Source organism: Gilliamella sp. Pas-s25, assembly GCF_009795885.1.
In the GTDB taxonomy this organism is placed as follows: domain Bacteria; phylum Pseudomonadota; class Gammaproteobacteria; order Enterobacterales; family Orbaceae; genus Gilliamella.
Genome location: NZ_WTEV01000033.1, coordinates 1 through 25,916, shown reverse-complemented (window position 1 = coordinate 25,916; position 25,916 = coordinate 1). Strand labels below are relative to the sequence as shown.

General features: G+C 34.7%; 25 protein-coding genes, 4 pseudogenes and 2 CRISPR repeat arrays. Of the genes and pseudogenes, 10 read left to right on the top strand and 19 right to left on the bottom strand.

What is annotated here, in order from left to right:
- Window positions 1-446: 446 nt before the first annotated feature.
- The 3 genes from GQ593_RS11750 to GQ593_RS11740 all read right to left on the bottom strand — a co-directional run bounded on the left by GQ593_RS11750 (window position 447) and on the right by GQ593_RS11740 (window position 3,685).
- On the bottom strand, window positions 447-929 hold the full coding sequence (locus GQ593_RS11750; protein ID WP_237397757.1) for a hypothetical protein: 483 nt from the start codon (window positions 927-929) through the stop codon (window positions 447-449).
- 802 nt (window positions 930-1,731) lie between these two features.
- Window positions 1,732-2,187 (bottom strand): DNA polymerase III subunit chi, encoded by a 456-nt coding sequence (locus tag GQ593_RS11745; protein ID WP_160432196.1) that lies wholly within the window; start codon window positions 2,185-2,187, stop codon window positions 1,732-1,734.
- 16 nt (window positions 2,188-2,203) lie between these two features.
- Window positions 2,204-3,685, bottom strand: a complete 1,482-nt coding sequence (locus tag GQ593_RS11740; protein ID WP_160432195.1) for a leucyl aminopeptidase — start codon at window positions 3,683-3,685, stop codon at window positions 2,204-2,206.
- Window positions 3,686-3,822: 137 nt separating this feature from the next.
- Between GQ593_RS11740 and lptF the strand changes: the two genes are divergently transcribed.
- The gene (gene lptF / locus GQ593_RS11735; protein WP_160432194.1) at window positions 3,823-4,926 is read left to right on the top strand and encodes an LPS export ABC transporter permease LptF; all 1,104 of its coding nucleotides are present in this window, start codon (window positions 3,823-3,825) and stop codon (window positions 4,924-4,926) included.
- Window positions 4,913-6,001, top strand: coding sequence for an LPS export ABC transporter permease LptG (gene lptG, locus GQ593_RS11730; RefSeq protein ID WP_202115483.1), 1,089 nt, complete (start codon window positions 4,913-4,915; stop codon window positions 5,999-6,001). Before lptF ends, lptG begins: the two co-directional genes overlap by 14 nt.
- Before the next feature lie 81 nt (window positions 6,002-6,082).
- Here lptG and msrB read toward each other — a convergent pair whose 3' ends face one another.
- The 3 genes from msrB to msrA are packed head-to-tail and all read right to left on the bottom strand — an operon-like array spanning window position 6,083 to window position 7,646.
- Window positions 6,083-6,514, bottom strand: coding sequence for a peptide-methionine (R)-S-oxide reductase MsrB (gene msrB / locus GQ593_RS11725; RefSeq protein ID WP_160432199.1), 432 nt, complete (start codon window positions 6,512-6,514; stop codon window positions 6,083-6,085).
- 57 nt (window positions 6,515-6,571) lie between these two features.
- On the bottom strand, window positions 6,572-7,099 hold the full coding sequence (locus GQ593_RS11720; RefSeq protein ID WP_160432192.1) for a cytochrome b: 528 nt from the start codon (window positions 7,097-7,099) through the stop codon (window positions 6,572-6,574).
- Between the two features lie 7 nt (window positions 7,100-7,106).
- On the bottom strand, window positions 7,107-7,646 hold the full coding sequence (gene msrA, locus GQ593_RS11715) for a peptide-methionine (S)-S-oxide reductase MsrA (RefSeq protein ID WP_160432191.1): 540 nt from the start codon (window positions 7,644-7,646) through the stop codon (window positions 7,107-7,109).
- Window positions 7,647-7,814: 168 nt separating this feature from the next.
- On the opposite strand from msrA, the gene GQ593_RS11710 reads away from it, so the two are divergent.
- The gene (locus GQ593_RS11710) at window positions 7,815-8,087 is read left to right on the top strand and encodes a DksA/TraR family C4-type zinc finger protein (RefSeq protein WP_160432190.1); all 273 of its coding nucleotides are present in this window, start codon (window positions 7,815-7,817) and stop codon (window positions 8,085-8,087) included.
- Between the two features lie 67 nt (window positions 8,088-8,154).
- Here the strand turns inward: GQ593_RS11710 and GQ593_RS11705 are convergent, their stop codons facing one another.
- Both GQ593_RS11705 and GQ593_RS11700 read right to left on the bottom strand, forming a co-directional pair.
- Window positions 8,155-8,805 carry a DUF421 domain-containing protein gene (locus GQ593_RS11705; RefSeq protein ID WP_160432189.1) on the bottom strand — a complete coding sequence of 217 codons (651 nt, stop codon included), beginning with the start codon at window positions 8,803-8,805 and terminating at the stop codon, window positions 8,155-8,157.
- 562 nt (window positions 8,806-9,367) lie between these two features.
- On the bottom strand, window positions 9,368-9,709 hold the full coding sequence (locus tag GQ593_RS11700) for an endonuclease V (RefSeq protein ID WP_160432188.1): 342 nt from the start codon (window positions 9,707-9,709) through the stop codon (window positions 9,368-9,370).
- A gap of 54 nt (window positions 9,710-9,763) precedes the next feature.
- Here GQ593_RS11700 and GQ593_RS11695 point away from each other — a divergent pair, with 54 nt between their 5' ends.
- Complete coding sequence (locus GQ593_RS11695; RefSeq protein ID WP_160432187.1) at window positions 9,764-10,345, top strand: IMPACT family protein; 582 nt, start codon at window positions 9,764-9,766, stop codon at window positions 10,343-10,345.
- Window positions 10,346-11,102: 757 nt separating this feature from the next.
- On the opposite strand, the gene GQ593_RS11690 is transcribed toward GQ593_RS11695, so the two are convergent.
- Window positions 11,103-12,107 carry a hypothetical protein gene (locus GQ593_RS11690; protein WP_237397756.1) on the bottom strand — a complete coding sequence of 335 codons (1,005 nt, stop codon included), beginning with the start codon at window positions 12,105-12,107 and terminating at the stop codon, window positions 11,103-11,105.
- Between the two features lie 822 nt (window positions 12,108-12,929).
- Window positions 12,930-13,873: direct repeats of the CRISPR family, unit length 29 nt; unit sequence CGGTTTATCCCTATGTGCATAGGGAACAG.
- Between the two features lie 1,107 nt (window positions 13,874-14,980).
- On the opposite strand from GQ593_RS11690, the gene GQ593_RS11685 reads away from it, so the two are divergent.
- The gene (locus GQ593_RS11685) at window positions 14,981-15,238 is read left to right on the top strand and encodes a type II toxin-antitoxin system prevent-host-death family antitoxin (RefSeq protein WP_337189725.1); all 258 of its coding nucleotides are present in this window, start codon (window positions 14,981-14,983) and stop codon (window positions 15,236-15,238) included.
- 520 nt (window positions 15,239-15,758) lie between these two features.
- Here GQ593_RS11685 and GQ593_RS11680 read toward each other — a convergent pair.
- The 4 genes from GQ593_RS11680 to GQ593_RS11665 form a co-directional block, all read right to left on the bottom strand.
- Window positions 15,759-16,679 (bottom strand): LysR family transcriptional regulator, encoded by a 921-nt coding sequence (locus tag GQ593_RS11680; protein WP_160432184.1) that lies wholly within the window; start codon window positions 16,677-16,679, stop codon window positions 15,759-15,761.
- Window positions 16,680-16,803: 124 nt separating this feature from the next.
- Complete coding sequence (locus tag GQ593_RS11675; RefSeq protein WP_160432183.1) at window positions 16,804-17,187, bottom strand: tautomerase family protein; 384 nt, start codon at window positions 17,185-17,187, stop codon at window positions 16,804-16,806.
- A gap of 15 nt (window positions 17,188-17,202) precedes the next feature.
- Window positions 17,203-17,487 (bottom strand): hypothetical protein, encoded by a 285-nt coding sequence (locus GQ593_RS11670; protein WP_085246535.1) that lies wholly within the window; start codon window positions 17,485-17,487, stop codon window positions 17,203-17,205.
- Window positions 17,488-17,617: 130 nt separating this feature from the next.
- Complete coding sequence (locus GQ593_RS11665) at window positions 17,618-18,547, bottom strand: DMT family transporter (RefSeq protein WP_160432182.1); 930 nt, start codon at window positions 18,545-18,547, stop codon at window positions 17,618-17,620.
- A gap of 131 nt (window positions 18,548-18,678) precedes the next feature.
- Here GQ593_RS11665 and GQ593_RS14315 point away from each other — a divergent pair.
- A pseudogene (locus tag GQ593_RS14315) lies at window positions 18,679-18,882 on the top strand (DUF3732 domain-containing protein); the annotation flags it as partial.
- Window positions 18,883-19,353: 471 nt separating this feature from the next.
- On the opposite strand, the pseudogene GQ593_RS11660 reads toward GQ593_RS14315, so the two are convergent.
- Window positions 19,354-19,737, bottom strand: a pseudogene (locus GQ593_RS11660) (IS3 family transposase); the annotation flags it as partial.
- 189 nt (window positions 19,738-19,926) lie between these two features.
- Here GQ593_RS11660 and GQ593_RS14310 point away from each other — a divergent pair.
- The 4 genes from GQ593_RS14310 (at window position 19,927) to GQ593_RS11640 (ending at window position 21,819) form a co-directional block, all read left to right on the top strand.
- Window positions 19,927-20,130: a YgaP family membrane protein gene (locus GQ593_RS14310; protein WP_442903615.1), complete on the top strand. Its 204-nt coding sequence runs from the start codon at window positions 19,927-19,929 to the stop codon at window positions 20,128-20,130.
- Between the two features lie 244 nt (window positions 20,131-20,374).
- Window positions 20,375-20,617: a hypothetical protein gene (locus GQ593_RS11650; RefSeq protein WP_091346804.1), complete on the top strand. Its 243-nt coding sequence runs from the start codon at window positions 20,375-20,377 to the stop codon at window positions 20,615-20,617.
- 211 nt (window positions 20,618-20,828) lie between these two features.
- Window positions 20,829-21,041 (top strand): hypothetical protein, encoded by a 213-nt coding sequence (locus tag GQ593_RS11645; protein ID WP_085246545.1) that lies wholly within the window; start codon window positions 20,829-20,831, stop codon window positions 21,039-21,041.
- A gap of 232 nt (window positions 21,042-21,273) precedes the next feature.
- Window positions 21,274-21,819 carry an RNA polymerase sigma factor gene (locus tag GQ593_RS11640; protein ID WP_160432179.1) on the top strand — a complete coding sequence of 182 codons (546 nt, stop codon included), beginning with the start codon at window positions 21,274-21,276 and terminating at the stop codon, window positions 21,817-21,819.
- Between the two features lie 68 nt (window positions 21,820-21,887).
- On the opposite strand, the pseudogene GQ593_RS11635 reads toward GQ593_RS11640, so the two are convergent.
- The 5 genes and pseudogenes from GQ593_RS11635 to GQ593_RS14305 form a co-directional block, all read right to left on the bottom strand.
- Window positions 21,888-22,970: pseudogene (locus tag GQ593_RS11635) on the bottom strand (IS3 family transposase).
- Between the two features lie 53 nt (window positions 22,971-23,023).
- Window positions 23,024-23,254, bottom strand: a complete 231-nt coding sequence (locus GQ593_RS11630; RefSeq protein ID WP_160432178.1) for a ParA family protein — start codon at window positions 23,252-23,254, stop codon at window positions 23,024-23,026.
- Between the two features lie 107 nt (window positions 23,255-23,361).
- Window positions 23,362-23,949, bottom strand: coding sequence for a zeta toxin family protein (locus tag GQ593_RS11625; RefSeq protein WP_160432177.1), 588 nt, complete (start codon window positions 23,947-23,949; stop codon window positions 23,362-23,364).
- Window positions 23,930-24,181 carry a hypothetical protein gene (locus GQ593_RS11620; protein ID WP_160432176.1) on the bottom strand — a complete coding sequence of 84 codons (252 nt, stop codon included), beginning with the start codon at window positions 24,179-24,181 and terminating at the stop codon, window positions 23,930-23,932. Before GQ593_RS11620 ends, GQ593_RS11625 begins: the two co-directional genes overlap by 20 nt.
- An 82-nt stretch (window positions 24,182-24,263) precedes the next feature.
- Window positions 24,264-24,401 (bottom strand): annotated as a pseudogene (locus tag GQ593_RS14305) (helix-turn-helix domain-containing protein); the annotation flags it as partial.
- A 12-nt stretch (window positions 24,402-24,413) separates the two neighbouring features.
- A CRISPR array of direct repeats spans window positions 24,414-25,845; the repeat unit is 29 nt; unit sequence CGGTTTATCCCTATGTGCATAGGGAACAG.
- Between the last annotated feature and the right edge of the window lie 71 nt (window positions 25,846-25,916).

Here is a 25,916-nt window from a genome sequence, read left to right as displayed (position 1 = left end):
TTCTTCGTTAGGCTACTTGCCTCCCGTTGAATTTAAAAAACACTTATCCCTTAATTTTTTTGTTTGAAAATGTGTTGCCATTCCAATCTAATTCCTGATGTTTTGTTGCTGAAATAAGTGGGGTTTATTGGATTTACCTTTGCGAGGTACTTCTTTGTCGGCTCTGCCCCCTGCTTACGCAGAAGGCGCTTTTTTTAATTCGTTATCCTCAAATTCACCTACGCCTCAAGGATTAAGTCCTAAATGCTAAGGAACTATACAAATTCCACTCGATACGAAACTTGGATAAGTACTACGCACGGCGCCGTTAATTGAGTTTACACCGAATGAAGCTTCACCTGTCCAGTAGTTTCCGAAGCTGTTAAAGCTTGCACCAACGTAATTAGCCAGCAACCCCCATTCTGCGAAGAATCCTGCCCCAATTCGACGCTGGTAATGATTACCTGTTAATATTCGAATGTCTGCGGTAACCTTGGCACAGAGATCCGACTTGGATGAGGATTGTACCATTGAGCTCTAGCCTCTGGCCCCTTCAGAGAAACACGCGTTACCATGCCACGAAACCATCTATCGTTTGATCTTGTCCTTTTTACGGTAGCAGTTATTCCCTCATGTGTGACTGGCTCCCATGTCAATTGATCTGGATCAACCCCCTCTATCTCTAAATCAAAATATAATCCATCAGCACCCGTGGTTGGGAAATTAAGAGCGTATGATGTGGGATCTGATTGAGTGATGAGAAATCCTCCATTTGGGTTCCATATGTCAGCAGGACCGGCGTATTCATCTGTGCCCCAATCCTTATTCGGCCTTGCAAAGCTGATGGCTACCGGTGGTTCCGATGGCAATATTATGGCATCACTACGATTATCCCCTCGACCATTTTTATAGGTTAATGCCGGTAATCGTAATGAATACGGCAATAGCAACAACAGTGCCAGCAATAATGAAAATTTTGGAAATATTTTTGATGATAATTTTGGAAATAACGTTGAGAATGTAAACGAGGCGAATTTTAAAACTTGTCTAATAGATTCATTTGATAAGTTTAAAACATAGGTTTGCCAGTGCTGGTGTTTGGTGTTTGGTGTTTAAAATGATAATGCATTACTTCTCCTTTGTCAAGTATTTTCTTGATTTATTTGATATTTTTAACTAGATCACTTATTAAATAAACTGATTAATTAAATTATAGCCACAAAAAAGTGCTTGGCTAGTTTTTTTGCGGATTTTTAGTAAGGAAATGTAAATAACTGAACGGTTCGGCCTTGGAATGGTAGAGATTATTCAATCAAAATAATCGATTGTATTTTGATCGTTTTAACTTTTTGGTGGAATAAATAGCATCTGTAGCAACATCCGAGATGGATTGCGAATTTTTATCTAATAATCTTGTAACTTTCTAAACCACCTATGCGGTGGTGAACGATATAGAGCATCATGACTTATTTTGAGAAAATTTCTAAACCGCCTATAAGGTAGTAAACTAAAAGCCAACATACTATAAAACTTATTGGAAAAAAGACAAACAAGATTTTGATCTTAAAAACCTTTTTTATAAGTTGTTTTTAATTTATTGTTTCTATTTATTGATAAAAAAATGGTTAGCGCTGTTTTAAGTTTTCGAATAATGCGTCAATTTGGTCGTAAAAAGTCAGTTAGCATGTTGATTTTTTTATTTGTGATTTTTAGAAAAAACCATTAAGAAAATCAGTAAGATCTTCGCCCTATTTATTCGCAAGTGATTGGAATAGTTTTAAGATTAAATCCAGCCTCTTTATATAACTTATACCTTGCCCTTGCAAGTGGCTTTAGCTGTTCATCAACTGGCACAAAATCGATAATATCACGATAAACACCAGCAAATTCGGGAAATTGCTCTTGCAAATTAATCAGCAACTGGCGAGAACCACTACTGCGTTTTTCTGGCCAGCAGATTTCAATAGGGGATCCTCCTTTCATACCTTCACCAGCTAAATTGTGTGGTACAAAATTGGTGGTGTCAAGTTGCCAAAGGTATTCATCTATTCGCTCAGCTTGAGTCTGATCTTGGCAAGCAACTAGCACGCGCTGTTTGGCGTGCCAAGCTTCAACTATCTTTTGGCATGCTAGCTTTTCATAAAATAGCATGCCCAATTCGTTGGCTTCTGTTTTATTTTCAAGTAAATAGAAGATCACTTTTTTCATAAAATCTTAGCTCAATTTATTGATCTTGTAGATATTGAATCAACATGGCAACTGGGCGACCTGTTGCACCTTTTTGCCCACCAGACTTCCATGCAGTGCCGGCAATATCTAAATGTGCCCATTGATATTTTTCAGTAAAGCGTGATAAGAAGCAAGCAGCGGTAATGGTACCACCATCACGTCCACCTGCATTGACAATATCAGCACAAGTTGATTTGATCTGTTCTTGGAACTCACTATCAATAGGTAGTGCCCATGCCTTGTCGCCCGCTTTGTTGGATGATGCTACCAATTGCGCAATTAGCTTGTCGTTGTTACCCATTATCCCTGTATAGTGATGTCCCAACGCAACGATACAAGCACCTGTTAAGGTGGCAATATCAATAACGATTTTTGGATTGTAACGTTCAACATAAGTTAACGCATCACACAATACTAAGCGCCCTTCAGCATCGGTGTTAATCACTTCAACCGTAGTGCCTGACATGGTGGTGAGTATGTCACCGGGGCGATAGCTGTTGCCATCAGGCATGTTTTCACAGCCGGCCATGATACCAACCACGTTAATAGGTAATTTAAGTTCAGCGACAGCCTGCATAACGCCATAAACAGTTGCTGCACCACACATGTCGTATTTCATTTCGTCCATACCGGCAGATGGTTTAATAGATATGCCCCCTGAATCAAACGTTAGCCCTTTGCCGACTAAAACATATGGCTGAGCTTTTTTATCTTTAGCGCCTTGATATTCCATCACGGTCATGATTGATTCATTTTGCGATCCACGTCCGACGGCTAAATAGGCGTTCATGTTTAATTTTGCTAGTTCGTTTTCGCCAAGACAGGTGACTTTTAATGATGAGTGTAATTTGCCAAGCTGTTTGCCTTGCTCGGCTAAGTATTTGGCATTACAAACATTTGATGGCATATTGGCAATTGTTTTTGTTGTCACAATAGCATTTGCAATAATTTGACCTTGTAACAAATTATCAGTTAATCCTGATAATGCTTTTTTGTCGTGAGTTAATAATGTGATTTTAGTTAGACTTGGTGCTGGGGTTTTCGTGGTTTTAAATTCATCAAATCGATAAGTTATGTCGCTCACAATTTTCGGTAGTTGTTTGGCAAATTCAAGGCTATTTACTTCATTGAACGCAAATAAATCCCATACGATATTGTTAATTTTTTTAGCAAGCAGTTCTTTAACTACCGCTTGAATGACTTTTTTGGCTTGAGTTAAGTCAAACGCTTTGGCTCTGCCACATCCAACAAATAAGATCTTTTGTTTTAAGCTGTTACTGTTTGGATATAACAAAGTGGTTTGGCCTAGTTCACCACTTATGTCGCCTGATTTGATAAGCTCACTAACTAAGCCATTGGTTGATTTATCGATATCTTTAACAAAATCAGACTGGTTTTTTCCTGAATCAATTGAAATAACTAAACACTCTGTTTTTTGTTTGGTTATAATAGCGCTGTTTTTTATTTGAAATTCCATAATGCTTCTCGTTTGTGAATGGGTAGAGATTATTAATATTCTATCGGTTCATTGTTGGATAGCAACAAAAAGATAACTAAAACTAAACAAATCAGATTATAATAGTCTGATTTTGTGCCAACATATATAGGTAAAATGTGATAATTCGTCGATATTTAGTTAAAGAGACATTGAAAACTCAAGGGGCAATATTGTTTATTTTGTTGCTAATTTTCTTTTCTCAAAAATTAATTCGAATTTTGTCGAGCGCCATTGATGGTTCGATCCCCCGTGATTTAATTATGCCGTTGTTAGTTTTGGGTGTGTCGAATATGGCTGATCTCATTTTACCGCTGAGCCTTTTTCTTGGTGTATTAGTTACCTTTGGGCGCCTTTATTCTGACAGCGAAATGGTGGCAATGCATGCTTGCGGGGTTAAGAAGAATTTGACGTATCAAGTGGTGCTTTTTCTTTGTATTTTAACTTGCATACTAACGGCACTCAATTCGCTTTGGTTTGGTCCTTGGACTAGCGTTAAGCAAGATCAGCTACTTGCCAATGCGAAAATAAACCCTAGTTTAGCGGGATTGTTAGCTGGGCAATTTCAACAAACACCTGATGGTAATTCGGTGATTTATATTGGTAATGTGGATAATAATAATTTAGAAAATGTGTTTATTGCTCAAATCAATCCAAAAACCAATCAACGCCCTTCCATTATTATTGCTAATAAGGGAAAGACTGGACATGATGATGAAGGTAATCAAATCATCACCCTTGAAAAGGCCAATCGTTATGAAGGCACAGCACAATTAAAGGATTTTCGAATTTCACACTTTAATAATTATTTAGGCATAATAAAACCCAAAGTGTTGTCGACCGATGAGGATACAGATAAAACTGATGTTCAACAATTAGGATTATTTGAGCTGGCAAGCACCAATACACCTAAAGCCAATGCTGAATTTTATTGGCGAATAACCTTGATTATTTCAGTGCCATTAATGGCATTTTTAGTGATTCCACTGAGCGTATCTAACCCACGCCAAGGACGACTTGCACAAGTTTTACCGGCTTTACTGCTGTATTTGGTTTACTTTTTGTCGGCCAGTTCGATTAAAGCCAATGCAGGTAAAAGCCGCTTAGATCCCGAATTATGGTTTTATATTTTGAATTTAGGGTATTTTGTGTTAGCGCTAATTTTGAATTGTTGGGATAACTTATTTATGCGTAAACTTCGCTTAAAATATGCGGCATCTTAAGGAGAAAAGCGTGTTTTCGATTTTAGATCGTTATATTGGGAAAACTATATTAAGTACCATCGGTATTAGCCTTTTTTTACTTATTAGTTTGTCAGGTATTATCCGTTTTATTGATCAACTGCGAAAAATTAAAGTTGATTATGATGCGTTTTCTGTGGGTATTTATACCCTGTTAATGGTGCCAAAAGATTTGGAAGTGTTCTTTCCTATGGCCGCATTGTTAGGTGCGTTAATTGGTTTGGGTTTGCTGGCATCACGCAGTGAGCTCATTATAATGGAAACTTCCGGCTTTAGCCGTTTTAAAATTGCGTTTGCAGTGATGAAAACAGCCTTACCGCTGGTGTTAATTACCATGGCGATTGGTGAATGGGTTGCGCCAGTTAGCGAACAAACTGCACGCAATATGCGTTCTGAAAAACTTTATGGTAATTCGTTAACAGCCGAACAAGGTAGCCTTTGGGCTAAAGATGGTAATGATTATGTATTTATTGGGCATGTAAATAACGATAATTCGATTTCAAATATTTCTATCTATTCGGTCGATGACAATAAGCTACTATCCATTACCCACGCCGCCTATGGTGTTTATGAAAACGATAGTTGGACTTTGTCGCAAGTCGAAAAAAATGAGCTAACGGTGCAAAACAAAGTTGTGGGAGTCAATATGGTTTCCATCCCTTGGAAAACGAATATTACCCCCGATAAATTAAGTATTGTAGCATTTGACCCGGATTCGTTGTCGGCCTCTGGGCTTTATCAATATTCACAATACCTTAAAAGCTCAGGGCAAGATACCAAGTATTACGATTTACTATTTTGGAAAAAGATTATCAAGCCAGTTTCGGTGGCGGTGATGATGTTGTTAGCTTTGTCATTTATCTTTGGTCCGTTACGTAGCGTGTCAATGGGGATTCGCGTGGTGATAGGCATCAGCTTTGGCTTTTTGTTTTATATTGCCGATAATTTATTTGCTCAAGTAAGTATTGTCATGGGTATTTACCCTATTATTGGATCACTTATCACCAGTTTTGTGTTTTTGTTGATTAGTTATATCTTGTTTAAACGAAAGAACTGAGATAAGCGGGTTAGTATATAGATCCTATCATCCATATAGATGATAGGTTTTTTTATTTTGTTACTTTTATTCTGTCCGTATTTATTCTTTATCAAATAGTTTTAAATACTGACCATAACCGGCATCTTCAAGTTCATCTTTTGGTATAAACCGTAAAGATGCTGAGTTGATGCAATAACGCAATCCCCCTAAGGCTTTTGGTCCATCATTAAAAACATGGCCAAGATGAGAGTCAGCATTTGCAGATCGCACCTCGGTACGTCGCATACCAAAACTGGTATCCTTTTTTTCAATAATATTGCCCTTTTCTATTGGTTTGGAAAAGCTAGGCCAGCCACAGCCCGAATCAAATTTATCTAACGAAGTAAATAGTGGTTCGCCAGATACGATATCAACATATAGCCCTTCTTGCTGATTGGCATAAAATTCGTTTTCAAATGGAGGTTCTGTCCCATTTTTTTGGGTAACATGATATTGCATAGGTGTTAATATGGACAGTGCTTTTTCTTTCATTGTTTTATTCATAAGTCACCTTCGTTATTTAATGTTGTTTGTTTTAATTAATGGTGATTAATCACGGCTTAACATAGATTGCAATACTTTATCTTTAATCCAAAAATAATGATATAAGGCACCAACTATATGTAAAATAAGTAACATAGCTAATAAATATGAGCTAACTTTATGGACAGTATGAAAAAAATGATAATACATGTTCGGCATATCAAGCGCAGGAATAGATAAGATGCCAAATACATTTAGAGAATGACTACTCATTAAATATCCAGAGGTCGGTACTACCAGTAATAAAATATAAATAAATCCTTGTACCGATTTTGATAATGCGCGTTGTAACTTTTGCTCTTTTGGTAAGACATCAGGTACACCTTCTTTTTTAATCACAGCAAAGCGCCATAATGTGATTACAAAAATCACTAAGCCAAAAGATTTGTGCAATATATAAAGGGTAAACATACCCCCCACATAGTGTGATAATGTCACGTTAAATGTCACCAATAAAAATGCTAATACAATAAGTATCATTGTTAGCCAATGGATCCATTTTTGTTTGATACTGTATTGTGGGTAGTTTTGCATTATTCGTTCATCCTTTATTTGATTTTTGCCAATGTTTAGCCAAAAAGTCAGATCGCCCTGATAATTGGTAATATTGATTATAGTGTTGAGGCTGTTTGGTGTAATAACTTTGGTGATAACCCTCAGCTGGATAAAAAGCCACCGCAGGCTCTATCGCAACACCAATTGGCTTATTAAATCGTCCACTTTCTTGCAAGGTTTGTTTAGACACTAATGCTTGTTTATGCTGAAATTCGTTATGGTAAAAAATCGCTGGACGATAAGAACTGCCCCGATCAGCAAATTGACCTTGAGAATCGGTTGGATCAATTTGTTGCCAAAAGATATCTAAAAGCTTTTTATAACTAATTAGTTTGGGATCAAACGTGATTTGAACCGCTTCGGTATGTCCTGTTGTGCCCGAACAGACTTGTTGGTAGGTTGGGTTTGCAATATGTCCACCAGTATACCCTGAAATAACATTGATCACCCCCTCATACTGATCAAAGGGTTTTACCATACACCAAAAACAACCGCCGGCAAATGTTGCTTGTTCATATTGCTGCATAAAAACCTCCGTATTTTGATAATGTTAAATTAAATACACGAATGCTTACCCTGTAACAATATAATCAATAACGTCATTTTTTGATTATTTATTAGCTATATTACTTGAAATAATTAAAAAAAACACTATGTCATCAACATACTATTTCAGTTATAGGAGCTTCCTTTTATGGCGAGTGAATGGGCATCTGACGATGCCGTTAATCAACAAATCGAAGGAACAATTGCCGATGCTATCGAAAACGCAAGAAGGCAACTTAATCACGGTACTACTAGCGCTGATTTTTGTATTGCATGTGGGGAACCTATTGCAGAAGCAAGAAAAGCAGCATTATCCGGAGTGCAATATTGTCTGCCTTGCCAACAAGAAATCGATAAACAATTGGCTAAAGTATCAAGCCTATATAACCGCCGAGGCAGTAAAGACAGCCAATTGCGCTAGTTAGAAGATAGTTATAGCTTAACCAAGCTGAAAGAAGGGTGGATTTGAAAGCCACCCTAAAAACTAACTATTTTTTACCTTCACGCACTGCATCATAAGGGTAAATAATCAACTTATTATCAAACCATTCAGCACAAAAAACATCTTCTATTTTTTCATAACCTTGCTTTGATAGCTCGTGTTTAACCCACTCTTCATCTTTTTTAAGCTGCTCAAGATTATCATGGCTAATGCCACCATTTTCAATGATAAGTACAGCGATGTCTTTATCGCCTTTTTTGATAATGGTTAAAGAACCATTGAGTTCATACCAAACTTCTTTTAATTCATCAAATGAAGCTATACCTTGTATGTTCACTAAAGTTTCAAAATCTCTTACCGGTAAGTTGGCTTTAATAAAATTATCCGTTATTAAATTTCCATTTTTAACTAATTGGATTGGTTCGCCATCTATGGCATCGCGTAGGCGTGAGTTTTTAGATTTGATAAAACGAATTAAAACAAGTAGACCCGCCCAAATAGCCACTAACCCAGCAGCTTCCCAAGGCGATACTGTCGGGCTAAGTAATGCCCCCCCAACTAGCGCACCAATGACCATACTACCCACCTGATCGAGCTGCGACATTGGCGCAATTTGGCTTTTTCCTGACAACTTCACATAAACAAGTAAAATAATTAAAGCTAACAAAAATTTTGGTGCCATTTCTAATAAATACATTTCCTTTCTCCAAGCTAAACATTATATGTTGAACTACAATTCCAAATGCAGAATTAAATAGAAACTTCTGTATCGAAACGGGTAATAATTTATGTAAAAATCGGTGTAACTTTTGTTTAATTGACAATCAATCCATGTCTATTTTTTATAAGAAAATCTAAAACACTGCATGATTATTATGATATGTTATTAATTGTATTGTACTCTAAAATTTGAATAAATTATAAGATTATTGCTTTGATTGCAATAACTAATTTCTATTATGTAATGTGATTTTGGCATAATGAAATATTAAGCGATTGTAATGGATAAAATACGATTAATTATTACTTAAAAACTCGCTCGCATTATACGGGCTATTATTTGCAAACTATTCAAAGCAACAACGGCTATAATGCATTGTTTTCACTTAGGATACTAACCGTTAAATCAGCTGCACCATTTGTGATAGCCTTTGTTTACATAAAATTGCGATCTGGTTCGATAAAGTTAACTATTGTTTAATGATAATGGATTATTCTGCATGGATAAACTTCTTAAACAAAGGTTTGGCTGGCAATACCTAAACGCGAGGATGAGCAACACCTTGCCCATCAACGAACAATAAATCGGTTTTTTGTGTTACCTGCTGCCATGCCTCGATCAGTGCTGGATACTCACGAAAAGATAAATAACTGGGAATATAAGGAAACTGCGTTTTTATTCGAGCAATATGGCATTCAACAACCTTAAAATCAGGATAAGTAAGAACAACAATTGCAGCTCTAGTCACATAACCATCCGCCTCAAAGCCTACATCAGTTTCACCAATAAATTTAGCCGACTGACAAAACGTACCAGCTAATGTCACTTTTTTAGCTAACGGCTGTTGTGTTCGCTTTAATTGTTCTAAATTAATAGACATTTTGATTCTGTTCAGTATTATTATCCACAATAAATTAATTTTACCAAAGTTAGCATGCCATATACATTAGCAAATCCCTTTGAATTAACAGAAGAAATAAAAAAAAGCCGCTTTATTGTCAATGCTTCGCCAGTTACATCAGCCGAACAAGCCACCGACTTTATTAACCAAATAAGTGATCCCAACGCTACTCACAACTGCTGGGCATGGAAGATTGGACAACAATATCGATTTAATGACGATGGCGAACCCACCAGCACTGCCGGTCGCCCGATTCTTTCAGCTATTGAAGGGCAAGATTGCGATCTAGTAGTTGTAGTTGTAACTCGCTACTTTGGCGGTATAAAACTGGGTACTGGCGGGTTAATTCGTGCTTATGGTGGTTCGGCTAGCCACTGCTTGCAACAAGCAGAGCGTATCGAACTTATTGCCCGCATGACGCTACAATTTCACTGTTATTATAATGAATGGCCAATTATCGAAAATCGCCTAAAGGAACTTGATGCCATTATTGAAAATCAAGAGTTTGATGCTGAAGGTGTCAATATCATAACAGGCATCACACAAGATAAATCCCAATTACTGCAAAAAAATATCAGCGACATCACCCGTGGACGCGTTATTATTGAGTTATAAAAAATTGTCAGATAGAGTATTTATTTTATTGATTTTTTTTGTTTTTTAATTAAAATCAATTCGTTATAAGGTGATTTTGCGTGTTTTGGGGAGGTAGGCGTGTGAGTCATTGGCGGATATCATGACAATAAAAAGAATAACTGCTATAATACTCTGTTTTTATTCAAATTATTTGTCATCATGTCACTTATTGGCTGAGTCAGTTAAAATGGAAGATTGCGCGGATTGTTTTTTTATTTTTCCTATTTTTGAATAATTGACACCGCTGTTGATACCAAACTTCATAGCCACTTAAATCATAATCATCTATTAACTCATAACCGTAAATAGTGAGAACCGCTTTACCAATAACGTTTATTGATAACATTAGCCAGAAAACCACCATACACAATGATTTAGTCGAATTTTTAATATGTTAGATTATCAACCTTAAATTATAATTAATTGATTTATAAAATAAAAATAACTAATTATAGACTATTAAAAAGCTCTCACTCAAAAATGAATTGGATTTTCACTTAATGCTAATTTTTGTTCAATTGCCATTGTTACACCTAATTAGTGATTTTGATGATTCCGTCTGGTTAATCTGCCTATCATACCTTTGCCGTCCTCGGTCGGGAGGAAAGGCACTTTTTTGACTTTCAGTTATTAAAGCGCAAGGCACACAGTCCTTGCCTCCTTGGCGCTCCAACTGCGCAGGACCTGCTTTTTACTTGGATTGTCTTTTATTTACACCATAAACCCGACTTGCGACCTAAGGAGTAACGCAAACAGTATTTCTATAGTTGCCTTTCCAAATTCTTTCCAAAGGTCCACCGGACAAGTCCGTTGAGTACGCGTAGTCCCCATCTGAATCACTCGTCCAAATCCACATAGCGGGGTAGAGATCATCAATATAATACACCGGCCATCCCCACTCAGTTACAAATCCAGCCCCTATTCGGCGCTGGACACCATTATAAGGTGACGACGGCAGGGCACCGAACTTACTACCTGGACACTCAAAGTAGGGGTTGGTAGAATCCTTACCATCACCCCGATCAATACAGACTGCATTGGTCAGGTCTTTGACCTGTGTCAAACGATAACCCAAACTAGGACACCAAGCTTCTTGCTCTTGAAAGGTCCCCCCCCACCCTTTCCCCGGTACATATTTATAATCATCACGGATCACAAACCACTTCTGCAGGACAAACCCATATTTAATTACCTCGTTCCCCCCGCTATCTCTACCTATTATCTCAAAGGTCTGTGGTAACCTTGGCACAGCAATTCGACTTGGGTACGGATTTTGCTTTTGAGAGTTTGCCTCTGGACCTTTTAGCGTAACCTTAAGAAAAGACATGCTTCTATTTATACCTCTACACACATCAAATTCGATCTCTAAGCATCGTATTTTTGTTACTCTTTCCAACAATATGGTGATGATCCCCTCATGCGGGGATGACTCCCATATCAATTCATCGACCTCTCCAACCATGAGTAAATAAAAATAAAGCCTATCAGCTCCTGTAGTTGGAAAATTTAGCGCATATGATGCCGGATTGGTTGATTGGACTAAGGCTCCATAATCTGGATCCCATATACCAGGGATAGTAAACCTGGATAGTCCGTGTTTTTCAAGAATAGGTCTTACATACTTGAGCTCTCCCCATTGTAACGCTGGTAGTATTATGGCATCACTACGATTATCCCCTCGACCATTTTGACCTGCCAATGCTGGAAAATGCCATAAACATGACAATAATAACAATGCCAACAGGACTTTTCGGGATAATTTTGATAGTGATTTGAGAAATAACTTCGAGAATATAAACGAGGCAAGAGGAAAAACGCATCTGATGCGTCTATTTGATAAATTTAAAACATAGGTTTGCCAGTGCTGGTGTCTGGTGTCTGGTGTCTAAAATGATAATGCATTACTGTTCACCTGTCAAGTAAATTTATGTTTTATTTCGATTTTTTATATCCATTTGCTTATTAAATAAGCTGATTTTTAAAAATCGGTGAAAGTATAACCGTTTTAAAAAAGCTTGGCTAGTTTTTTTGGGGGATTTTTGGGCGAAAATTATTTAGGAGTGACTTCAATTAAGTTTTATGACATGCTTTAATAGATTGAAATATTATTAATAAGCAAAAAATAAAATGAAATCAATATATTTCCTGACAATTTTTTGCCTAATATTGAGGCTTTTGTTTAGATTGGTGGAATGGATTGGGTGTAGTGGTTTCAGGCATGTGCAGCTTAGATGTTCAAAATAGCTATAGTGACCAGTCTGAGTTAGGGAATTATAGCGAATTCCCTAACATGACAATGCGGTAGCGGAGGCGACATTTAAAACAATTAAAACCGAGTTTGTAAAAGGCCAACGTTTCAACTCAACAGCTGAGTTATAACGCGATTTTTCGACTTATGCCTATTGGTATAATCAGAAACGATTACATTCTTCGTTAGGCTACTTGCCTCCCGTCGAATTAAAAAACATTTACCCCCGTCATTTTTTGTTTGAAAATGTGTTGCCATTCCATTATTTATACTCTAAATATTAATTCCAAAGAAGTTGCCTCAACATCATTCGTGCGGTTTATCCCTATGTGCATAGGGAACAGTAAGTAAGCAGCTTCTGCCAAAGCCTCAAATCCGGTTTATCCCTATGTGCATAGGGAACAGTCAACTTTTTACCAGTTAACATTGTTATTGCGCGGTTTATCCCTATGTGCATAGGGAACAGTTTATTAACAATAGCGATCCTATCTTCACCATCGGTTTATCCCTATGTGCATAGGGAACAGAAACAAATAAAAATAACTTTCTTTCTTAATTGCGGTTTATCCCTATGTGCATAGGGAACAGTGATAAGAAAGATTTTCCGACTCCACCTTTTCCGGTTTATCCCTATGTGCATAGGGAACAGTAAATCTGTATGATCTCTGATGCTTTCAACTACGGTTTATCCCTATGTGCATAGGGAACAGCCAAACAACGAAATGAAGCCTTAACGCAAGGGCGGTTTATCCCTATGTGCATAGGGAACAGATCAGACAAAGTTTTGTTTGATATTGAAACTGCGGTTTATCCCTATGTGCATAGGGAACAGAAAGTTAATTTTATCATTTCACTTGGCACCTCCGGTTTATCCCTATGTGCATAGGGAACAGGTTCGCTAAGCTGTCTTGCTGTATCTTCTGGACGGTTTATCCCTATGTGCATAGGGAACAGTATATTTAAATTAATAAAGTTAAATTGTTGCCCGGTTTATCCCTATGTGCATAGGGAACAGTTCTGCCGTATTATCCTGAAGTCCAACCGTCACGGTTTATCCCTATGTGCATAGGGAACAGTAGAGCCTGATTTCAATGAAGATGATAATTTACGGTTTATCCCTATGTGCATAGGGAACAGATAAATGAGCTAATTGAATTTGTTTCATTTTTCGGTTTATCCCTATGTGCATAGGGAACAGATATGTTTGAGGGGGTATCAATTTATAACATGCGGTTTATCCCTATGTGCATAGGGAACAGACCAATTATAACATTTTGTTTTATAATTAAAATATTTTAGTTTAAATTTCTACCAACTTTTTTAATTATTCTTAAAATAACAATTACTTTATAACACATTGTTTTTATTAAATTAATATTAAAAATAAAATAGAGAATATGGCGATTTTTTTATTCTACCAATTAATCTTTAAATTTCTTATAGTTATAACATAGTTAGCAATAAAACAAGGTATTTCTTTATTAAAAAAAGCACAATTTTTGTTAAAAATATTCAGGAGTCTATACCGTTTCAACGTGAAATTATTTTAAATTTAATGAGTTAATAAATTTTATTGATGAAGAATAATATACTATTTAATGTATTTATTCCGATAATGAGCGTGAATATCAAAGCACAAGTGAACACCTATTTGTTAAAACAGGTAATAAACTATAATATCAATCAAAAATTTACCAAACCAGCCTGCTCACAAACGACTGGCAAAGCGGAAAGAGTGATACGAACTTTGAATTGCGATGTGGCATCATCAGCCAATATTTAGCAATTCAAAAGATAGGCAACAAAACTTAAGCGATCTATTAACTATTATAATACCGTTAAACCGCATAAAGCGATTGCAGGAAAAACGCCTTATGCGTTTTTAAAGGATTATTTGAATCATGAAGTGTAAACAACTCGGCGTTTTCTTATTGCTAAATTATTACATCCCCAAAAACTTAGAAATTGTTTAGTATGAATTGTGGGCTAATTTTTTGAGTATCACTGAATTACTCTGTTCTATCTTGGAAAGTAAAATCACATTTAAACATTGATATAACTTGTTTTATAAATTCTAATGGACTAAGATCGATTTTATATTGGAGCGGGAAACGAGACTCGAACTTTATATGTAACCTACTGTTATTAATGCATATTATTTACGCTATATAATTTGGTGTACTAAAAAGTGTACTAAATTTATAACGCTGTGAAATAATAACAGATACAGAGTAAAAAATAATATCTCAGATAAGTCTATCTTTTTAAGATTTTCGAATTAATACCATAAAGTAACTATTGTTATAATTTTTAAAACAGGTAAAATTTAGACAAAATAGCTATTTTAGCTAGAAAGGAGAAATAAAATATCCACTAAAGTTCTAACCGCCTATGAGGTGAAAAGCCGATTTGGTGAAGCTGTGCTTAGTGCACAAGCTTCACCTGTGACTGTCACTGAAAACGGTAAGCCCGTGTTAGTGATGATATCGATGGATGAATATCAGCTATTTGAAACGATGAAAAAGAACCATGTTGATGCACAAATCAAGCTAGGCTTAAAAGATATTGAAGAAGGTAGAGCAATTGATGCCGATACCTTCTTTAAGAATCTGTTAAAGGACTAATCGTGCTACCAATCAAAATTACTCAACATGCAGCCAAACAGCTAAAACATATTTATGAGTCTTCCATAAAAAATTGGAGCTAAGAGAAAGCAAAAGAGTATATTTCCAATTTGCATAAAACTATCTCTTTGCTTGCTCAGTCGCCAAGTATTGCCATGCAATATGAAAAGGATATTTGCTATTTTCCCAGTCAAAGTCATATTATTTATTTTATTCAAGACAACAAGAAAATGATCGTTTTGACCGTGTTACATAAATCTTGTTTACCTAGTAATGATCCGATATTACAAAAATAATCAATACAGTTAAGCAGCGTCCGCTATTTTAAAATATTTTGTTAAACTCAATTAATCTGTTATCTTTATTACCGTTTTTTAAAATGCTGAGGTACTTCGATTAAATCCAGTAAAATATGTATACAATCACAATAAGCGCAATAGGTAAGAAAAAATTTTGATAGGTTAATTCGCCTTTTTTGCAAATAGTAGAATATATGCGATTATATAAAAAGCCTGTATTATCAACTAATTTTTTTAGTAAAATAATCGATAAATACTTTAAGTTTCATTGAATTTTTATATGTTGAAGGATAAAGAAAACAAAACTCCCAAGTATTTCCTTTATTATACTCAGACAAAATTTCAACTAATTCTTTTCTCTTTAACTCTTCTTGTACAGAGAAACTAAAAAGTTGAACTATACCACCATCGTTTAAGGCTAAAAATTTAGTCGCTTGAATACTATCAAAGATTTGTATTTGGCTATTTTCAATATTGTCTTTACATATATTTTTATTCAAAAATGCCCATTGAAATCGTTTATTATTTTGACTAGAGCTAAAATTGATACATTTATGATTTATTAGCTCATCAGGACAAACAATCATGCCATTTTTTGTAAGATAATTTGGGCTAGCATATAATCCAGTTGTAGCGACAAACAAATTTTTTTTAATTAGAAATGCTTCTAGTCTTGTATTTTCTTGTATTAGCCTAACTGAGAGATCATATTCTTCAGCAACGAAGTCAATATTTCTATTAGTTACATGAAAATCAAGTTTTAAATTAGGATATTCTTCGGAAAAATTAGCTAGATAAGGAGATATTTTATAGTTAAAAAAGGTCTCTGGTACGCTTATTTTTAATTTATCTTCTATTGTATTTTTTTCAGTTTTAATAGAGTGTCCAGCATTAATTAGCATATCTAGTATTTCAGAGCATTTTTTATAATAGATACGCCCTTCCTGAGTCAGTTTGACTTGGCGTGTACTACGTGAAAACAAATCAAATCCGATTCTTTCTTCAAGTCTCTTAATAGAACGACTAACAGCAGCGGGAGTAATATTTAAGTATTCAGCAGTAACTGAAAAATTCTCATTTTCTGCTGCTACTAAAAATAACTCAAGGCTAGCGATATGCATAGTTTTAAACTGTTTTTTCATCGAATTGCCTTGATTTACGAAAAATAGCTACTATCGGAATATTTTATAATTTGGATTAATTGATCACAAGAAAAACTTCCTTGTAACCAACATAATGAATTACAAAGAATGTAAATACAATAGCTTATGCTACAAATTGCATCTTTCCGCCACCAAAAGACCAATTTACAGGCTCATTCTCTATTAAGCAAATAGCGACATCATCTATAGATATATCTAGTTGCTGAGATATTTGTTCCGCTATTTTGTAATACAATTGTAATTTACTTTGCTGTGTTCGCCCCTTATTCATTGTAATTTTGATAAAAATAAAGTTATTGCTATAACTAATATCCCAAAGTTGCTCAGGAGTAATGCAATCACCAGATTTAAAATAATGAAAATAAATAAATTTAGCACCTTCTTTAACATTCAATATTTCACGGAGTGAGCTATATACAGTATCGGCGATGATTTTTCTTTTAGATTCAAAATTGTTATTTGTATAATAAATATCGATTAATGGCATATGTAATTCCTTATACTATTTTTTTAAAATAAAAAATAATTGTTGCTCTTGATAAACTGGGTTATTAATTTGATGCTTTTCTATGAGGTGTATATGATCTACCAGATGGTGTTTTAAGCTCAAAGCCACCGTAAACATCAATTTATATTGCTCTTTAAGTTGTCTTTCAATATCTTGAAATTGACCTACAATAAATGAAAACTCATTCATGGCATCTGTGTTTCTAAGCATATAATTCTTGTATAGTACTAAATCAGCTATACATATCTCGTCAGATGTAAATGTTTCATATTTTTGCATCTCTCTAACCCTGTATTACGATCTATCTCAGCAATATGATGAATAGAAGTAACAACAAATAATATATTTTTCATCGAAGTGTTCCTTGTTTTAAAGTTAATGAATTTATTAATTTTATTAAGTGGTTTTTTTATTTCTTATTTTTAATTGATCTCATGAAAATATTATTAAGAATTAGTGCAATAATAGTGATTATCGCTCCTATAATTTCGGTATATGAAATGGAATGGCCTTGATAGATGCCAATAATAAAAGAAATGACAGGTACTAAATTTACAAAAAGAATACCATTGATAGCACCAAGACCATTGATACCAGCATTCCAAGTAATAATTACTAATGTTGTGATAACAAGCACAAAAATATCAAATCCACTTGAGGTTAATGCATCCAAACTTGGAGGACTTGCAAAGCCTAAGAAAGACGCAGTTAAAGTAATTGCGATAATACTTATTACGCCAAGAGAAGAACTTAATGCGGTTACTCTTAATGCACTCCACTTGTATTTTGCAATTATCGTATTTGCAAAATAGGTATAAATAACCCAACAAGTTGTAGCGGCTAACAATAATAAATCACCAACAAAATTTGATGAGGCTATCAAATTATTGAAATCTCCATTTGTTATAACCAAAACAATTCCTACAAAAGCTAATACCGTGCATAAAATTGTTTTAATATTAGGTATATTGCGAGTAAGGATGGATGACAGAATAATTGATAACATTGGCATTAATGCTAATATAATTGTTGCATGTTCGGCAGAAGAAAAACCAATGCCGATAAAAGTAAGGAAGTTTAATCCGGCAAAACCTATCGTACCAAAAAACCATAACTGGAAAGTTTTTCCTTCCGTTTGATAACTTTTTTTGCCTTCTATAAGAAGCAGAACAGTGCTTACAAGCAGTGCACCAAGAACGTAGCGAATAAAAGTCAGATAGTAACCATCTATACCAGATGATACAGCATGTTTTGAGGCCGGATACATAATCCCCCAACCTAGCACTGTAATTAATAAATATAATGTGTATTTATAATTTTCTATTCTATTCTCTTTCATAAAAGCCAGCCTTGTTTTGCTTATTATTGTTCATTAACCTTTATAATATTTTTTTGAGAAAAGATCATTATTCTGCCTGTAATATCATTTATTACAGCTAGTAATAAATGATATTGCTTTGAACCTAAGCTTCTGATGCCGATCTTAATGCCGTGCGTCGCCTATTCGAATTGTTACTTAGATTTACTAAGGAAGATGTTCCTAGTTTTCAATTGATCGTTATAAAATATGCAAATCTAAGCGAACAATAGTTTCAGAATGCCTTAGTTGAAGAACCGTGGGCTAAACTACCTGTACTTGTTCCAGAAAATTGGTCACAAGAAAGAACCAGCTGATATACTTACAAAACTGAGCTTGTCTAATCTAATGATTTGCTCAGTGCTTATATTGTGCGGAAACTCATTATAATAATGTAAATTTTATTTGAATTTTGAAATAATTATTGTGTACTTGCAGATCGTTAAATAATTTATGCATGGATACAAAAAATATTCAATTCACTGTATGGGTTTGTTTCCAACCTAAAATAAATTAAAATGCTATATATACATCTAACCAACGTGTTTATCGTTATCCATTTTAATATTTTTGATAAATAATTTAAAAATAGTCATTAGATTCAAAAGTTACATCAGTTTTTAATGTATTTATATTTTATACGATAAAAAATATACCATCCCCTATAGCCCTCTATACTCAGCAATCAATTGTTTTATAACAGCTATCGGTAAAAATTAAAAATTGTGGAAAATAAATTGATAATTATCAATATAATCTATAAAAATAAATTGATCCTCGCCAAAATATTAGACAGTGCCCACCTCTATCATTTTTTCGTTTTGGTAATATTGTTGTTCATATTGTTCAGGTGATACCCAGCCATTAGCTGAATGACGGCGTATCCGATTATAATAGATTTCAATATATTCAAATAGTGCTTTATTAGCCAGTTTTCTCGTTTTGTAGTAACAGTCATGAATAATGTGTGTTTTGAGTGTATGAAAAAAACTTTCAACAACCGCATTATCAAAGCAGTTCCCTCTTCGACTCATGCTTTGCCTGAGCCCATATTGTAACAATAATTGCTTGAAATCAGCACTGCAATATTGGCTTCCTTGGTCACTATGAATGAGTACATTTTTAGGAAAGTGACGCCGAAACAAAGCTTGCTTTAATGTATTACACACTAAATATACTCATCTTTTTGTCTAATCCACTATGCACTTTAAATATCAGTAAACCGTAATTAAGGGCTGCACTCAAATTTATTAAATCTAAAATCATTGATACTAAATTTAAATGAAAATTTTTTGAATCCTTTTTTAATTTGGCTAGCTCTTTATTAGTGAGATTAATCTTTAACCATAAAAAAGAGGTAGATGATGAGTTTTAAAAAAAATGTCCCTAGTTTTGAACGTGTATGTAGAGTTTTTATTGGCGCGTGTATTGCTTGCTTGGGTTTTCTTTTTGCACCAACTGATTTAGTTATGTGGATAGCCATAGCTGTAGGATGTGTTTTAGCTTGTACAGGAGTTACGGGTTTTTGCCCTATGTGTTTTATCGCGAAAAGGAAAATAGATTAAATAATTAATTGTAGTTTTCCTTGAAGTTCGGTACTCATAAAAACTATTTACTTCAAGGAAGCTAAAGACTGTACTCAGATTTATTGCACTTAAATTCATTAAAATTAAATGAATTTTTTTGAATCTTTTTTGTTTTATATGCACTTTATTTAAGCAGGTTTGCAACTTACATTGAAATGTGAATGGAAAACCATTTTCTTCGATTAAATTGCAGACTAAACATAATAACTTTGGAGGCGAAAATATGTTTAAAAGTTCTTCTGTTGTAGTTCATTTGTTACGAGGGTGTCTAGGATTTGGGTTTTTAGGTTTAGCCATCTATTTGTTTATTCAAGGTGCTCTGTTAACTGTAGTGTTAGGGGGTTTTTCTGCTATTTGCGGATTTGTGGTATTGCGAGGATGCCCTGCTTGCTGGGTTATAGGTCTCATTCTTACTATTTATAATTCAGGTAAAACTTGTGAACCATGCGCAAAAAAAGATAAATAGTTTATATGCATATGTAAGGTGGTCGTAGATTGCATAGTTTTGATCCGAAATTTACTTGTTCTAATAGCTCTTAAAACAGAACTATGCACCCTAGAATGAAAGCCATAACATGGTGATAGAGTTTAGATAAGATGTCGCAAGAAGATGAAAAAAATTATCTTCAAATAATATTCGTAAAAATTTGAAGAAATATATTTTGGGTGTGGGATTTATGATTGGTTGTATTGTACTAGTTCGAATGGTTTGGCATGGTTATTTTTTCGAGGAGACAAATAATGCTTATGTTCATGGGAATGTAAGTATTGTGCCCACTAGAGTACCTGAAATTATAACTGATGTTCTAGTACTTGATAATCATAAAGTAAGAAAAGGCGATTTATTAGCTATTTTAGGAGATAGTTACAATCGTTGTCATATTTTATGAGAGAGGTTATTCTTCATAAAGAATTATGATGTTATTACCTACTTTCGATAGTAAAAAATTGATGGCATTATATAATAGATATAATTACTAGTTATTGATATATATCTTATAGTTATCATATTTTTAACACTTAAATATTACAGATTTTTATATTCTATTTAAAAAAATATAAAATATTTGAATCCTTTTTATAGAATTAAATTTCTTCTATGTAAATAAATAAGGAGTGTTTATGAATAAAATTGATGAAAATCTGATCGTATTGGCTCGTTCTGGTGACCAAGTAGCTTTACTAAAATTACTTGAAATATGTCAACCAGATCTAAATCGTTTTTCAAGAAAAGTTTGTTCTAATGCTGAGGATGCTGAAGATGCAGTGCAGGTTGCTCTTTGGATTTTATATAAAAAAATAGAGGTCTTACGTACAATCTCTGCATTTTCATCATGGTTGTTTCGTATCATCGAACGAGAATGTTACCGAATTTTTAGGTCAAATAAAAAAAATTTTCATATGGCTCCAAATGAGGTAGAACAATTATATGATGCTAATTATATTAGTAGCTCAGAACAATCAGTCTTAAAAATTGACTTGAGTAGAGCAATAATTTCTCTTCCGAGCACTTATCGAACTGTCTTAATTCTAAGAGATATTAATGAATTAACAGCTCCAGAGGTGGCCGATATTCTTGGACTAAGCATTGAAGCAGTGAAAAGTAGACTTCATAGAGCTAGAAATATTGTACGGAAAAAATTGAAACTTAGTGGCCATTTTTCCTGAATATAATATTTAAGTGTCAGGATTTATAGAGTAAATATCCCAAACTTAGTACACACTCACGTAGAAAATCATGCTGCTTGTTTTAGTGTTTTATACTCAATCGGTGTCATGTTATTTAATGCCTCATGCGGTCTTTCGGTATTATAAATCGTTAACCATTCTTCGGTTATTCTCCTTGCTTGCGCTAAGTTGTTAAAAAGATATAAATCGAGTACTTCAGTACGATAGGTACGATTAAATCGTTCAATATACCCGTTTTGATATGGGCTACCGGGCTCTATATAATCAATGTTTATACCATGTAACTTTGCCCAGTTTATAAAGGTTTTTCCTGTAAATTCTGGCCCATTATCGACTCGTATTTTTAATGGATACCCATGATATTCGGCCAGTTTATCTAAATAACGGATAATTCTCCCTGCCGGTAAGCTGACTGCAATATCAATGCCTAGCGCCTCACGATTAAAGTCATCGATGACATTGAATGTCCTAAAGCGACGTTGATTACCACTACTGTCACTCATAAAATCCATTGACCAACATTCACCTTGTTTATTAGGAACCAATAGCTTTTCTGGTGTTCGTGGGGGGGATACGTTTTTTACGCTTTACCCTGAGATTAAGCTTTAATTCACAATACACCCGATACACCCGTTTATGATTCCATTTATAGCCAAGCTTTCTGATATGATTAAAGCATTTAGGAAAGCCCCAGCGTAAATGCCGGTCTGTGATAGCATTCAACACCGAAATAATCACCGAATCATCCAGTAACTTAGGTTGATAATAGTAAGCACAACGGCTTAAGCCAACAATGGCACAACTCATAGCAATAGTAACTGAATGATTTTGTTGTAGTTGCTGTGCCCACGTTTTACGTGCCTTTGTGGGCACTAAAGCTTTTTTATGATTTCTTCCTGAAGCTGGGATTTTAAGCTCAGTTCGGCAAACATCTGCTTAAGCTTGCGGTTTTCGGCCTCCAGCTCCTTTAAGCGTTTGATATCCGAAGTTTCCATTCCGCCGTATTTTTCCCGCCATTTATAGAAAGTTGAATTACCCATGCCATATTTACGGCACAGTTCTTTAACGGGAATACCCGCTTCAGCTTCTTTTAAAATAGCCACGATTTGATGTTCAGTCATTTTTTTCATAATTAAATCCCCCTTTACTTTTATTATAGAGAATTTTCTACTTTTTTGCTGTACTATTTTAGGGGGGTAGTTACAGATGCTATATTTTCCCGTTTTTCTACTAAATTGATAGCAGGCTGAATATTTTCATTTTCTCTTAATAACTGCCATTTGGACGCCGAACGCTGAGGATCAGCATCAACTAAACATACATCTTTATTTTTTAATGCTAATGCAACTGTTAAGTTAATTGCTGTTGTTGTTTTACCTGCTCCACCTTTATTACAGCCGACTACGATTATCATTTATAACTCCCATAATAAATAATATTTAAGAAATAATATTTATTATGACTATTCTATTTCATTAGAATTTTATTTTTGATTTTGTTTGAAGTTTTTATGAGCTGAATTTATTGCGTGTCTAGTTTATATTCAACGAATGGAGTTATTACATACTTTGTGACCCAGTCACAAACTTGTTTTCTTTTTTTTAGCTTCCCGTTAATAATTTTAGCTTCTGTTGTGAATTCTACAGAGTTATCAATAATTCTTAGATAATTCACAATCGGAAATAGTTTTTTTATATTATTGTAAGTTTTATCAAATCGGCGTCTGATTATATCTTCAGCAATATTATGTCCGCCATTTTTAACTCTATTATTTACTCTATCAATATGATTATTTAATGACTTTAGACCAACAAAATAAGCTCGAACACTATATAATTTTTTTTTAGCTATTTTAATTTGTTTTATTATTGAATAACTTGATAGAGTACTTTCGAGAAGAAATGATTGATTGTTTTTTATTGCATCATCAAACATTTTAAGTGCAATTTTACCTGCACGAACGCTATTACAATTATGCTCTTTAGCAATTTTATCTGGATCAATAATCAGGATATCTTGAGCTGATGCTATATCATCTCTAATTGTTGATTTACCAGCACCATTCAATCCCAAAATAAAAATTGCATTTTTACGCAACTCGTTTTCCATATTTATCTCTGACCATTAACTTTGTACCATCGGGATTAAACTGCCATGTTTCGCCGTTATCCAGTTCTCTAACATAACTCTGTTTTTGAAATTTTTCAGTTAATCTTCTTTTTGCAAGAATATCAAATGATTCATCATTTAGGTAGCCATGATCAGTTACCCAAAGATCTTCTGGAACGGGGTATAAATCTGGATTAATAGCGTTTTCTTTTATATCTGAATAAATTTTCATATTAATATCCTCATTAATATAGTTTGTTAATTATACAGAAATTTAAAAAAAATAAAAAATAAAAAATATTATTTATTATATATTATTTAAGAGTTTCTTTTTTATGCTTAGCCCAAACTTTTTTTACAGTTGCAGGACTACAATTCAATAGTTCAGCAGTTTTATTTATGCTTTTTCTTCCCGATCTACACTCAATAATCAGTCGATGTAACTGTAGGTTTGCCTTTCGTCCCAGTTTATCCCTATGTGCATAGGGAACAGTTATAATCCCAATCTTTTGCTGGAGCAAGGTACGGTTTATCCCTATGTGCATAGGGAACAGACATAACGCGTTACAACCCACATCGGGCGGAGCGGTTTATCCCTATGTGCATAGGGAACAGACCAATTAAGTAGGATTTTTCTTTTGTATTGTCGGTTTATCCCTATGTGCATAGGGAACAGTACCGCAGAAGAGCCTTTACTGTCTTCTCTCGCGGTTTATCCCTATGTGCATAGGGAACAGAATTGTGAACTCTTGCCCCGTCAAAGGTTGGGCGGTTTATCCCTATGTGCATAGGGAACAGTGTCGCCCAGTTTTTAAAAAATGATAAGTTCTCGGTTTATCCCTATGTGCATAGGGAACAGTATAGATAAAAAAGTAACAGAAATAAAAAACACGGTTTATCCCTATGTGCATAGGGAACAGCCTCTTTTTAAATCTATTTTCATTCAGTACTCCGGTTTATCCCTATGTGCATAGGGAACAGATTTACAATAGAGTTAGAGGGAACATCATTTACGGTTTATCCCTATGTGCATAGGGAACAGTCATCAAAACATAACATGATGAAGTTTTTACGCGGTTTATCCCTATGTGCATAGGGAACAGATCAAAAATCGGGAGGAATTAGTCCAAAGGAGCGGTTTATCCCTATGTGCATAGGGAACAGTAATATATCGGTTAATTCATCTTTTAATTTATCGGTTTATCCCTATGTGCATAGGGAACAGACTAGCTATTGTGTAGTTATGTGTGTGTCTAGCGGTTTATCCCTATGTGCATAGGGAACAGTTAGTTAATTCACCAGTACGCACTGTTGCACACGGTTTATCCCTATGTGCATAGGGAACAGAGCAATGTACAGCTCTTGTGAATCTTCAATTGCGGTTTATCCCTATGTGCATAGGGAACAGATATCAGCACTAACATTACTACCCACCAAAATCGGTTTATCCCTATGTGCATAGGGAACAGTTTCGACCTAACCCCCAATTTTCCTGCCGTTCCGGTTTATCCCTATGTGCATAGGGAACAGGCAAGTTATTATTATTATACATATATAATTTCCGGTTTATCCCTATGTGCATAGGGAACAGTAGTACAGAACAAAGCGCATTCTTAGAGTGCGCGGTTTATCCCTATGTGCATAGGGAACAGAGTTAATGGCATTGTTGCAATTTCTTGTTTAACGGTTTATCCCTATGTGCATAGGGAACAGAAGCATCTTTAATCATGTATTGTTCATGTTCGCGGTTTATCCCTATGTGCATAGGGAACAGCCAACCACGGATATATACCAGGCGATGAAGTACGGTTTATCCCTATGTGCATAGGGAACAGTAAAGCCGTTGTATTTGAGCAATCGTGTCGTCCGGTTTATCCCTATGTGCATAGGGAACAGACCAATTATAACATTTTGTTTTATAATTAAAATATTTTAGTTTAAATTTCTACCAACTTTTTTAATTATTC

Bases quoted from the DNA above. Each gene is read 5' to 3' on its own strand.
- GQ593_RS11745 (WP_160432196.1), bottom strand. From the start codon at position 2,187: ATGAAAAAAGTGATCTTCTATTTACTTGAAAATAAAACAGAAGCCAAC.
- GQ593_RS11740 (WP_160432195.1), bottom strand. From the start codon at position 3,685: ATGGAATTTCAAATAAAAAACAGCGCTATTATAACCAAACAAAAAACA.
- lptG (WP_202115483.1), top strand. From the start codon at position 4,913: ATGCGGCATCTTAAGGAGAAAAGCGTGTTTTCGATTTTAGATCGTTAT.
- msrB (WP_160432199.1), bottom strand. From the start codon at position 6,514: ATGAAAGAAAAAGCACTGTCCATATTAACACCTATGCAATATCATGTT.
- GQ593_RS11720 (WP_160432192.1), bottom strand. From the start codon at position 7,099: ATGCAAAACTACCCACAATACAGTATCAAACAAAAATGGATCCATTGG.
- msrA (WP_160432191.1), bottom strand. From the start codon at position 7,646: ATGCAGCAATATGAACAAGCAACATTTGCCGGCGGTTGTTTTTGGTGT.
- GQ593_RS11710 (WP_160432190.1), top strand. From the start codon at position 7,815: ATGGCGAGTGAATGGGCATCTGACGATGCCGTTAATCAACAAATCGAA.
- GQ593_RS11705 (WP_160432189.1), bottom strand. From the start codon at position 8,805: ATGTATTTATTAGAAATGGCACCAAAATTTTTGTTAGCTTTAATTATT.
- GQ593_RS11700 (WP_160432188.1), bottom strand. From the start codon at position 9,709: ATGTCTATTAATTTAGAACAATTAAAGCGAACACAACAGCCGTTAGCT.
- GQ593_RS11695 (WP_160432187.1), top strand. From the start codon at position 9,764: ATGCCATATACATTAGCAAATCCCTTTGAATTAACAGAAGAAATAAAA.
- GQ593_RS11680 (WP_160432184.1), bottom strand. From the start codon at position 16,679: ATGAAAAAACAGTTTAAAACTATGCATATCGCTAGCCTTGAGTTATTT.
- GQ593_RS11675 (WP_160432183.1), bottom strand. From the start codon at position 17,187: ATGCCATTAATCGATATTTATTATACAAATAACAATTTTGAATCTAAA.
- GQ593_RS11670 (WP_085246535.1), bottom strand. From the start codon at position 17,487: ATGCAAAAATATGAAACATTTACATCTGACGAGATATGTATAGCTGAT.
- GQ593_RS11665 (WP_160432182.1), bottom strand. From the start codon at position 18,547: ATGAAAGAGAATAGAATAGAAAATTATAAATACACATTATATTTATTA.
- GQ593_RS14310 (WP_442903615.1), top strand. From the start codon at position 19,927: ATGATGAGTTTTAAAAAAAATGTCCCTAGTTTTGAACGTGTATGTAGA.
- GQ593_RS11650 (WP_091346804.1), top strand. From the start codon at position 20,375: ATGTTTAAAAGTTCTTCTGTTGTAGTTCATTTGTTACGAGGGTGTCTA.
- GQ593_RS11645 (WP_085246545.1), top strand. From the start codon at position 20,829: ATGATTGGTTGTATTGTACTAGTTCGAATGGTTTGGCATGGTTATTTT.
- GQ593_RS11640 (WP_160432179.1), top strand. From the start codon at position 21,274: ATGAATAAAATTGATGAAAATCTGATCGTATTGGCTCGTTCTGGTGAC.
- GQ593_RS11630 (WP_160432178.1), bottom strand. From the start codon at position 23,254: ATGATAATCGTAGTCGGCTGTAATAAAGGTGGAGCAGGTAAAACAACA.
- GQ593_RS11625 (WP_160432177.1), bottom strand. From the start codon at position 23,949: ATGGAAAACGAGTTGCGTAAAAATGCAATTTTTATTTTGGGATTGAAT.
- GQ593_RS11620 (WP_160432176.1), bottom strand. From the start codon at position 24,181: ATGAAAATTTATTCAGATATAAAAGAAAACGCTATTAATCCAGATTTA.